A 5,944-nucleotide genomic window follows, 5' to 3' on the forward strand; every position below is an offset into this window, starting at 1 on the left:
GAACATTTAAATATTTAATTGCTGCTTTTGTTAACATACTTTTAAATCCTCCTATTAATCCCATATCTATTCTCCTTTATAATTTCCTATCTTTGTTCTAAATGGTATCCAGGCATACTGACTAGAGTTAATTGTATGGTCGTTGCTATCTTCTGGTTCGTATTTATCTTCTTTCCAACTATAGCTCTCTAACTCTCTAATATGCTCTATACAAGTATTTAAAACTTCATAGTATATTTTATTATCAACATTAATCCAACCTAAAGCTAAGTGTATTCTGTCTATTATTTCTACTTTTTTATAAGCATTTAAGAAGTTATATACACATGGATTAGTCCTTTTAAATTTCTTTAATTCTATTATTGTTGCCTGGTCTGCTGAATCTACAAATACATCTCTTGCAAGTCCCCATTCTTTTCTATTTCTCTCTAAGAAATTAAAAAACCTAGGAGCTATGTCACTAGGTGCTAATGGTATTTCTAAATTTTTATTATTATATACTTCCTCATTGAGTATAACTAATTTACCTTTATCAGTTATTCCTATAAAAGTCATAGCTAATGTATCTGGACTACTCTCAGAATAAGCTGTATCAAGCCCAGCACTAAACTGAATAAATTTATATGTTTTAGCCTTCTCTTTAGTAATAACGTTATTCTTTCTTTCAAAGTTTGAGAATATTAATCCTGTTGCTCTTCCTCTTAGCCCTAATATCTTATTCTTATATAACTTAGTACCTTTAGGAGCACTTAACTTCTTTTTCTCTATATCAGCTTCACTAAGACTTGCATTATCATAGAAACTAAAAAACCAGTAGGTCCAATTAGGCTTCTCTTCTGAATTGAGTTGCTCTAATATCTCTGCTGGTACATCTTTCTTATATTTCTCTAATGGTCTACAACAATTTATAAATTCATCATAGATAGGTAAGTTAGGATCATCTGGATTTAATGTCATCATCATATAATCATTTCTTGTTGATATTTCTCTTACGAACTCAACATTAGCTGTATTAACCTCATCAATTAATACACAACCAAACTGGGAACCTAGAGCCATTTTCCACTTATCTATATTGTCATAGCCTAGTATATATATTATTTTCTCACCATTAGATGTATTATATCTAATATGAGGTATTTTATTATCCTTATCACCATTACCGTTATACCTAACTAAATCTCCAAATACATCTATAATTCCATATTCTTTTTGAATTATATTCTTTTCTGCAACACCAGTTGTTTTAGCTGCTATAACGTGCATTTTCTTTTTAGACTTAGCAACTTTAAGCATAAACTTAGTAATTCCTACTGTAGTTTTTCCTGCTGCTGTTGTTCCTTCAAGTGCTTCTACTGGTGCATTATGTTTTAAAAAATCTAGGTATTTAGGAGATAACTTATATTCATTTGACACTGGGAATCCCCCCTTAAAATTAAAATTTCGCATATATAGTTACGAAATAGTATCTTTTCATTCTAAAGTTTAGTTAAAGTAAACCAAATCTAATATTTTTATTATTTATAAATGGCTTAACTACGTTGTTTAAATCAATTTCGCTAAATGCAAATTATCCGAAATTACTATTCTGTTCCTCCCATTTGTTCCAGAATAGAATCTAGTTTCTTAGTTGAACTTACATTTATTTTATTATCACTTTCAATTTTGTTTATAAACATTCCATATGTCTTAGCTAAACTTTCTGCTGCTTTATTTCTATCTTGCAATGATGCATCTAAACCAAATTGGTCTTTTTCTTCCCCCCTCATAACTCTGGTCCAATACTCTTTAACTTCTGTTATTGAGGCAATTCTCTCACTTTCAATTATTTTATTACGTTCTTCTATATATTTAGAAATTGTAGTATTTTGTAGTAGTTTATTAGCATTAGTATTCGCATACTTTTTGCTATATCCTGCTTTTATAGCTGCTTGTGTTGCATTTCCACCATTTTCAATATAATAATCTGCAAAAGCCTTTTGTTTAGGTGTAAGTTTCTTATCCATCTGCTCCACCTACTTCCTTATATAGTTCTACAAGCTTTAATAATATATCTACTTGATTAAATGAACTTTCTATCTCTACTTTTACATTATCATATTTACCAGGATCTTTTTTATCATCTGGATACTTATTGTTATATTCCTCTATATTCATTAAGTGAAATAACTTATATATAGAGCATACTTTATTTGATTTTTTACTTAAGAATTGTTCTTTATTTACTAGGTATATATATCCTTTTGTATTTAAAGCTTTTATTAATTTTTTTATTTTGCTTTGTATATTCATTATTTCACTTCCTTTCTTTATAAAATAAAAGAACCCTATTTCTAGAGTTCATTAACTTTGTTCTTATTTACGTTTTATAATTTGTTTAATTTCTGCAAAATCTTCTTTATAACTTTCTATATATTGAGCATTAAATTCAATACTATCTAACTTATCCAATATCTTTTCTAATAATTCTATTATTTTATCTTCTTTATTCATTCTCTCACCCCCCTATTCATAATTTTACAATCTTATGTAAATAATGTAAAGTGCTTAATATTCTAGTTTAGGAGGTGATTTTAACAACTAGATATAATAAAAAAAGAGCCCTATTTCTAGAGTTCTAATTTTCTATGCTATTCGTACATTTCTAGTCTATTATCATAGTACGCTTTTATTTTCCCTTTATCGTACCATGCCATACATTTTAAGTGAATTAATTCAAAAATTTTTTGTCTATTTTTTATCTCGTTGCTATCTAAATTATATAGACTATAATATTGGTTTAATACCTCTTCTGGAATATTATCATAATTCCCATAAAAGTCTACTAACTTCATATAGCTTCTAAATATCCTGTATTCTTCTGGAGTTGGCCTTTTACTTAAATCTTTTTCATACAAGTATATAAAACGATTAAGGTGACTTCTTGCTCCTCTTTTTCTTCCTACTTTATCTATTTTAAATGCTTTTCCTAACCTTCCTTTTGGATATATTTCTATACTTCCTAAACTTCCGTTCATCCAAAATTCTGCACCTAAATCATATAGTTCAATAACCAACGCATCAAAATTTTTAACATTTATCAGCTTTTCAATCTTCTTGCTCATCACTTTCAATTCATCTATTGTTATATCCGGCTCAATAATCACCCTTGCTCTAAAAAGTATTGCTCCTTCTAGACTTACATTCTCTATTTCATATAATTCATACCTCAACCTCAAAATACTCTCCCCCCACTTGCAATTTTATACTCTTATATAAATTAAGTAAAGCACCTAACATTTATTATGCTAAGTGCTTTTCTATTTATAGGGGGTAAAATATTGTGATGTTTATCTATTCGGCTATGATGCCCGTAGGTAAGGTCTTACTCGCCTGTCAATAGATTATTTTATTGCTTCACTCCTCTTATACTACCTACTGACATATAAGGATCATAGTTCGCTTATGGATGAAAAAATCCTGTCCAATTTCTTCACAAATACTATTATATAGTCTTAAACTCTTCCAAATGTCCTTATTTTGTCCCTATTTTGTCCCTATTTTTAATACCATCTATATTCAGCTATATTTTTTATTAATTCCTCTCTAAGATCATATGCTTTATTCTTATTTATATTAAGTTCTAAAGCTATATCCCTCATTCCTATTTTTTCTCCTGGTAATCTATTATATTTTAATTCTAGGAATTTCTTATATTCATCTTTAAGCATCCCTATGTTTCCTTCTACCTTTTCTATTTTATATATTAGGTTTCTTTCTTCACATTGCAGCTTATATAGTTTCTTAGTTCTTTGTGCTTTTTCTTTCTCCATATCATCTATAGCTTTTATAATAGCCTTTTCTACATAACTTGAATTACTAGAAGATGTTTGTACCCTTTCTCCTTCTCCTGTTCCTCCTTGATATGGATCTATACTAACATTACAAGTTCTTATATTTCTTTCTATAGTATTTATTAAACTACTTACTGTATTTATTTCTTTTCTTACTGAATCTAATCTATTTTTATCTCTATAATATCCATAGAGTATTCCTTCTGTCTTTCTAAATAGTTCTTTATCCATCTACTTTCCTCCTGGTATATACAATACCTTTTCTTCTATCTCTACTACTTTTATGCTTAAATATCCTTGTTTGTATAATTCATTTGCTTGCTTCTTAGCCTGTTCTTTTCCTTGTTGTGGTAAATGTACTACTCCATCTCTATCTATTTCTTTATAAGTTACTACTAGCATTTTTCTTCCTCCTACTTTTGAATTGCGAACTAAAAAATACCGCATATTCATTTTTGAATAATGCGGTATTTTTAATAATTTATTATTTTATATTTTTACATTTTTCTTTAATAAATTCTTTAAAAGCTTTTTTCTCTTCATCGCTAAAGCAATTTTTTAATACTAAAACGGATTGTCCACTTTTTGTAAATAAGATATACATAGAAGGAGTTTCTTCTAATCTAGAAAAGAACTTATATTTAATTTCAAAATTAGTTGATGTTGTTAAATTTTGGTGAATGGCTCCGGTTTCATTAAAAAATGTTTTAATTTCAAAGTAACTTTTATCAGATATTTCTTTTAATGCTTCCATATTATTTTTTTTAAACTTATATTGAAGATATGGAATAAGACCAATACCGCCAACCGCTAATAATTCAAGTAAAAAAAACATAAATATTAAAAATTGGTTAGATGCTATTAATCCAATAACGATAGCAATTAATCCTAATAAGCCATATACAATAGCAAAGATTTTATAAAACTTCTTTTTTTTAGGACTTACAGCATATACCTTTAGTTCATTTATTATTTCTTCATTAAATTTACCATTAGTTTCAAACATATTATCTCTCCTTGTAATAAATCAATTATAATATTAAAAGTTTGAATTTATTATAGCATATTTTTCCAAATGCCGCATTATTCAATTTTTAAAGAACATATTTTTATTTAATTCGCAATAATTTCAAATTATTTTTCTGTTTCAAAGTATATAATTGTTGAAAATCTAACCTTAAATTCTTTTTCACATCCCTCACAACACATTTCAAATTCTCCATCCATAAGACCTGAATCATCTACATACTCAAGTCCATCATATTCCTTATTACAATGAGGGCATTTTATAATCCATTTTATTTTCCCCATATTAACACTCCTTTTTAATTCGTAATAATTTCAAATCATTTCTTATCTCCCTTAGTAGCTCCATATACAAACACTAAGTAAAGTAATGCTACTATTAACCATATAACCAATACTCTCATGCCCCTACTCCTTTACATATATTTCAATTTTATATCTCTCCGAACATCATTTTAAATTCATTACAAAAAGCTTCTAATTCATCTATACTTCTAAAAGCAATTTTATATCCTTCATTTTCTAAAGCTACTCCTACACCTGTTTTTGCTTCATATATGCCGTTTATTCCTTTAGCCTTTACTGTCTTTACTACTTCTTTCTCTATTATTTCTAATCCATTTTCTTTAGACATCCCTTTTCCCTCCTTAACTAATTCCTTCTCTACTTGCCTTGCTACTTCCTTAGCTATCTTCTCAGCATCTTCTTTCCTAATGCTTATATTACTAGGCTTCATATATTCCTTCTTCCAACTGTTATAATATTTTTCTGCATCTTCATTACTTAATTCAAATTTTTCTGCAATATTTTTTAACAATTGATTCTTTTCTCTACTCGAATTCCTATTTAAGTATTTATATATTTCATCTATCTTTTTCATAATTTCCCTCCTAGAAAGGACAATCCTCTGTATACTCTGGTGTCATATCATCATAAAAACCACCTTGGTCAAAGTTATTATCTTGATATGATGTATTACTTTGACTATTGCTGCTTCCGTTACTATTTCCTATAAACTCAAAGCTTTCTACAACTACATCTGTTGTATATCTCTTAGTTCCATCTTTAGCATCATAACTACCCGT

At 28.0% G+C, this 5,944-nt stretch carries 10 protein-coding genes and 1 pseudogene; all 11 read right to left on the reverse strand.

What is annotated here, in order from left to right; all coding sequences use genetic code 11:
- Positions 1 to 66: 66 nt before the first annotated feature.
- Positions 67 to 1,416, reverse strand: a complete 1,350-nt coding sequence (locus ACQPUY_RS17450) for a terminase large subunit domain-containing protein (protein ID WP_430843296.1) — start codon at positions 1,414 to 1,416, stop codon at positions 67 to 69.
- Between the two features lie 167 nt (positions 1,417 to 1,583).
- Entirely contained in the window at positions 1,584 to 2,006 is a 423-nt protein-coding gene (locus ACQPUY_RS17455; RefSeq protein ID WP_430843298.1) for a terminase small subunit, read from the reverse strand.
- Positions 1,999 to 2,292, reverse strand: coding sequence for a hypothetical protein (locus ACQPUY_RS17460; protein ID WP_430843300.1), 294 nt, complete (start codon positions 2,290 to 2,292; stop codon positions 1,999 to 2,001). The genes ACQPUY_RS17455 and ACQPUY_RS17460 overlap by 8 nt, the downstream gene beginning before the upstream one ends.
- Before the next feature lie 63 nt (positions 2,293 to 2,355).
- Positions 2,356 to 2,493, reverse strand: a complete 138-nt coding sequence (locus ACQPUY_RS17465; RefSeq protein ID WP_430843302.1) for a hypothetical protein — start codon at positions 2,491 to 2,493, stop codon at positions 2,356 to 2,358.
- A gap of 137 nt (positions 2,494 to 2,630) precedes the next feature.
- On the reverse strand, positions 2,631 to 3,218 hold the full coding sequence (locus tag ACQPUY_RS17470; RefSeq protein WP_430843304.1) for a hypothetical protein: 588 nt from the start codon (positions 3,216 to 3,218) through the stop codon (positions 2,631 to 2,633).
- Positions 3,219 to 3,542: 324 nt separating this feature from the next.
- Positions 3,543 to 4,064, reverse strand: coding sequence for a hypothetical protein (locus ACQPUY_RS17475; RefSeq protein WP_430843306.1), 522 nt, complete (start codon positions 4,062 to 4,064; stop codon positions 3,543 to 3,545).
- Positions 4,065 to 4,235: a hypothetical protein gene (locus ACQPUY_RS17480; RefSeq protein ID WP_430843308.1), complete on the reverse strand. Its 171-nt coding sequence runs from the start codon at positions 4,233 to 4,235 to the stop codon at positions 4,065 to 4,067.
- A gap of 82 nt (positions 4,236 to 4,317) precedes the next feature.
- Positions 4,318 to 4,839, reverse strand: a complete 522-nt coding sequence (locus ACQPUY_RS17485) for a YcxB family protein (protein ID WP_430843310.1) — start codon at positions 4,837 to 4,839, stop codon at positions 4,318 to 4,320.
- A gap of 128 nt (positions 4,840 to 4,967) precedes the next feature.
- Positions 4,968 to 5,144, reverse strand: coding sequence for a hypothetical protein (locus tag ACQPUY_RS17490; protein ID WP_430843312.1), 177 nt, complete (start codon positions 5,142 to 5,144; stop codon positions 4,968 to 4,970).
- A gap of 148 nt (positions 5,145 to 5,292) precedes the next feature.
- Positions 5,293 to 5,739 carry a hypothetical protein gene (locus ACQPUY_RS17495; RefSeq protein ID WP_430843313.1) on the reverse strand — a complete coding sequence of 149 codons (447 nt, stop codon included), beginning with the start codon at positions 5,737 to 5,739 and terminating at the stop codon, positions 5,293 to 5,295.
- Positions 5,740 to 5,749: 10 nt separating this feature from the next.
- Positions 5,750 to 5,944 (reverse strand): annotated as a pseudogene (locus ACQPUY_RS17500) (single-stranded DNA-binding protein); the annotation flags it as partial.

It is taken from the genome of Clostridium nigeriense (assembly GCF_050585245.1).
Taxonomy (GTDB): domain Bacteria; phylum Bacillota; class Clostridia; order Clostridiales; family Clostridiaceae; genus Clostridium; species Clostridium nigeriense_A.

What these genes read in the sequence shown, in the direction of transcription:
- ACQPUY_RS17455 (WP_430843298.1), bottom strand. Translation starts at nt 2,006, where the DNA reads ATGGATAAGAAACTTACACCTAAACAAAAGGCTTTTGCAGATTATTAT.
- ACQPUY_RS17485 (WP_430843310.1), bottom strand. Translation starts at nt 4,839, where the DNA reads ATGTTTGAAACTAATGGTAAATTTAATGAAGAAATAATAAATGAACTA.
- ACQPUY_RS17495 (WP_430843313.1), bottom strand. Translation starts at nt 5,739, where the DNA reads ATGAAAAAGATAGATGAAATATATAAATACTTAAATAGGAATTCGAGT.
- ACQPUY_RS17465 (WP_430843302.1), bottom strand. Translation starts at nt 2,493, where the DNA reads ATGAATAAAGAAGATAAAATAATAGAATTATTAGAAAAGATATTGGAT.
- ACQPUY_RS17480 (WP_430843308.1), bottom strand. Translation starts at nt 4,235, where the DNA reads ATGCTAGTAGTAACTTATAAAGAAATAGATAGAGATGGAGTAGTACAT.
- ACQPUY_RS17490 (WP_430843312.1), bottom strand. Translation starts at nt 5,144, where the DNA reads ATGGGGAAAATAAAATGGATTATAAAATGCCCTCATTGTAATAAGGAA.
- ACQPUY_RS17475 (WP_430843306.1), bottom strand. Translation starts at nt 4,064, where the DNA reads ATGGATAAAGAACTATTTAGAAAGACAGAAGGAATACTCTATGGATAT.
- ACQPUY_RS17460 (WP_430843300.1), bottom strand. Translation starts at nt 2,292, where the DNA reads ATGAATATACAAAGCAAAATAAAAAAATTAATAAAAGCTTTAAATACA.